The organism is Marilutibacter maris, from assembly GCF_006546735.2.
GTDB classification, from domain to species: Bacteria; Pseudomonadota; Gammaproteobacteria; order Xanthomonadales; family Xanthomonadaceae; genus Marilutibacter; species Marilutibacter maris.
Genome location: NZ_VICD02000044.1, coordinates 1 through 3150 on the forward strand (window position 1 = coordinate 1; position 3150 = coordinate 3150).

At 70.3% G+C, this 3150-nt stretch carries 4 protein-coding genes; 2 read left to right on the plus strand and 2 right to left on the minus strand.

The genetic code is table 11. From position 1 onward, the window contains the following. The coding region (locus FKV24_RS03255; protein WP_141481228.1) for a CHAD domain-containing protein at window positions 1-374 on the minus strand (374 nt) is incomplete at its 3' end. Between the two features lie 62 nt (window positions 375-436). Then, the gene (locus tag FKV24_RS03260) at window positions 437-1315 is read right to left on the minus strand and encodes a LysR family transcriptional regulator (RefSeq protein WP_211371766.1); all 879 of its coding nucleotides are present in this window, start codon (window positions 1313-1315) and stop codon (window positions 437-439) included. A gap of 121 nt (window positions 1316-1436) precedes the next feature. On the opposite strand from FKV24_RS03260, the gene FKV24_RS03265 reads away from it, so the two are divergent. Together FKV24_RS03265 and mutM are read left to right on the plus strand one after the other, a co-directional pair. Then, complete coding sequence (locus FKV24_RS03265) at window positions 1437-2075, plus strand: NAD(P)-dependent oxidoreductase (RefSeq protein WP_141481230.1); 639 nt, start codon at window positions 1437-1439, stop codon at window positions 2073-2075. Between the two features lie 56 nt (window positions 2076-2131). After that, window positions 2132-2959, plus strand: a complete 828-nt coding sequence (mutM, locus tag FKV24_RS03270; RefSeq protein WP_141481232.1) for a bifunctional DNA-formamidopyrimidine glycosylase/DNA-(apurinic or apyrimidinic site) lyase — start codon at window positions 2132-2134, stop codon at window positions 2957-2959. The last annotated feature ends 191 nt before the right edge of the window (window positions 2960-3150 follow it).

The window sequence follows — 3150 nt, forward strand, 5'->3', positions numbered from 1 at the left end:
ACCGCGCGCCGGGCGTGTTCCAGATTCGCCGCGATCGGGGTGCCGCTGCTGTCCGCATGCAGGCGGTCCAGCGTCTCGACCAGCGCCTGGCCGTCGCGGACATCGCCCAGGCCGCGGACGAGCCGGCGCAGCTCGCGATCGACCAGCTCGGCACCCGGCCCCAGCGCGGGCTGTCCCAGCGCGAGCGTCGCCCGCACCCGTCGCAGCGCCTTGCGGCCCTGGTGGATGCCCTTGTGCAGCCGTTTGCCCGGTTCGCCGTCGACACGCAACCACTCGCCGGCGGCGTCCAGCTGGCCGCGGGCATAGCGGTGCAGCGCCGGGCCGAAGGGCGGCGTCGTGGCCGTACCGGGTTCCGCGTCGTCGGTTTCCGTCATGCCGATGCCCGGCCGAGTCGGGAACACAAGCATAGCGCCGGCCTGTGTCGCCGGGGCGTAGCTCAGGCGGTCGCCGCCGCTTCCAGGTGCTCGCGTAGTGCGGCGATCGCGACGCGCACCTTGGCCGGCTGGGATTCGCGCTGCGCGGTCAGCGCATAGACGCCAATCGGCGCCATCGACCAGTCCGGCAGCACCGGCAGCAGCCGGCCCTGGGCGATCAGCGCGCTGGCGTGCGGTCCGGGCATGCGCATGATGCCCAGGTCCTGCAGTGTCATCTGCAGCAGCGCCTCGGCGCTGTTGGCCAGTATCGGCCCGTGGACGCGGACGCGGCGTGCGGGTTCGCCGGGACGGTGGAGCTCGATGAACTCGGGCTGGTCGAGCACGCTGAGGATCAGCACCGCGTGCGTGCCCAACGCCTCCGGACTATCAGGCAATCCGTGTGCCTGCGCATAGGCCGGGGTGGCGACCAGCATGTGCCGCCATTCGGCGAGCCGGCGCGCGATCAGCGAGGAATCGGCGAGTGAACCGATCCGGATCGCGAGGTCGATGCGTTCGCCGATCAGATCGATCTTGCGGTCCTCGGCGAACAATCGCAGGCTGAGCTTCGGATGCGCCCGAAGCATCGGCGCCAGCGCCTCGGCCAGCATCGTGCTGAACCCGACCGGGAACGCGATCCGCAGTTCGCCGCGCGGCTCGTCGCGCAGGTCGGACAGGCGCCGGTCGGCGGCCTGCGCCGCGTGCAGCATCCTCGCGCAGTCCTCGTAGTAGGCCTGGCCGGCCTCGGTCAGGCTCAGTCGGCGGGTCGAGCGCAGCAACAGGACGATGCCGGTCTCGGCCTCGAGCTGGCGGATCTGCTGACTGACCGCCGAGGCGGTCATTGCCAGCTCGCGCGCGGCCGCGCTCATCGAGCCCAGCTCGACCACGCGGACATAGATGGCCATCCGCTTGAGTCGATTGATTATGAAGTCTGGCTTCATTGTCATTGCGGAAATGGCAGGCTTATCGATGGCTTTGTAAGAGCAAATACTACACGTCTCTCCCATCGACATTGAGGTCTTCCCCATGAAAGTCGCACTCATCGGCGCTTCCGGTTTCATCGGTTCCGGCCTGCTCGCCGAACTGCGCGCGCGCGGCCACCAGGTCACCGCCCTGGTCGCCCATCCCGAGAAGCTCGAACCGGCCGACGGGCTGGAAGTGGTCGCCAGCGATGCGCTCGACCGCCAACGCCTGGCCGCGCAGCTGGCCGGGCACGATGCGGTGATCAGCGCCTTCAGCGGCCATGCCCAGCAGGACGTGCGCGGGTACTACATGCGCGGTGTCGAATCGATCATCGCCGCGGTCGCCGAGGCCGGCGTCCCGCGCCTGCTGATGGTCGGCGGCGCCGGCAGCCTGGAGGTCGCGCCGGGCGTGCAGGTGGTCGATACCCCCGAGTTCCCCGAGCAGTGGAAGGGCACCGCGCTGGGCGCGCGCGATGCGCTGGAGCGCCTGCGCGCCGAGCCGGCGCTGGACTGGACCATGCTCAGCCCGGCCGCGCTGATCGAGCCGGGCGAGCGCAGCGGCCGTTTCCGCATCGGCGGCGACCGCCTGCTGACCGATGAGGCCGGCCAGAGCCGCATATCGCTGCAGGACTACGCGGTGGCGATGGTCGACGAACTGGAGCAGCCGGCGCACTCGCGCCAGCGGTTCAGCGTCGCCTACTGATGTGCATGATCGGCGCGGACTGCGTGGAGATGGCGGGCAGGCTCTAAGCTAGGCGCATGCCCGAACTGCCCGAAGTCGAAACCACCCGCGCCGGTCTCGCACCGCACCTGGAAGGGCGGCGCGTGACCGCCGCGGTGCTGCGCCGCCCCGACCTGCGCTGGCCGATCCCCGAAGCGATCGAACAGGTGCTGCCGGGGCAACGGATCGAAACAGTCCGGCGCCGCGCCAAGTACCTGTTGCTGGACACCGCTGTCGGCAGCGCGCTGCTGCATCTGGGCATGTCCGGCAGCCTGCGGGTGCTGCCGGCGGATACGCCGGTGCGCGCCCACGATCACGTCGACCTGGCGCTGGAGACCGGCAACGGCGGTGTCGCCCAGGTGCTGCGTTTCAACGACCCGCGCCGGTTCGGCTGCCTGCTGTGGCAGCCGTCGGGCGAGACCCACACGCTGCTGCGCGGACTGGGGCCGGAACCGTTGTCGGAGGCGTTCGACGGCGACCATCTGTTCGATCTGAGCCGTGGCCGCAAGGCGCCGGTCAAGACATTCCTGATGGACCAGGCGGTGGTGGTCGGGGTCGGCAACATCTACGCCGCCGAGGCGCTGTTCGCGGCCCGGATATCGCCGCTGCGGGCGGCCGGCAAGGTTTCGCGCGAGCGCTACGCGGCGCTGGCGGACGCGGTCAAGGCGATCCTCGGCCAGGCGATCGTGCGCGGCGGCACCACCTTGCGCGACTTCATCAGTCCCGATGGCGCCCCCGGCTATTTCGAACAGGAACTGTCAGCCTACGGACGCGGCGGCGCGCCCTGTCCGCGCTGCGGCCGCGCCTTGAAGCAGGCCAGCATCGGCCAGCGCGCGACCGTCTGGTGCGGCCACTGCCAGCGCTAGCACCCGCCCGCAGCGGCAACGTAAGCGGCGATGAAGTCTTCGCGGACAGGCCCGGTCGCGGCTTACGCCGCTCCTACAGGGGGGGCAGATATCCGTGCTGCGCCCGGATATCTCCCAAAGTTTGCTGCGCAAACCTTGGGCCCCGCCGTTGCGCTTCCACACCCCCATTCGCATCTGCGATGCGAATCGCC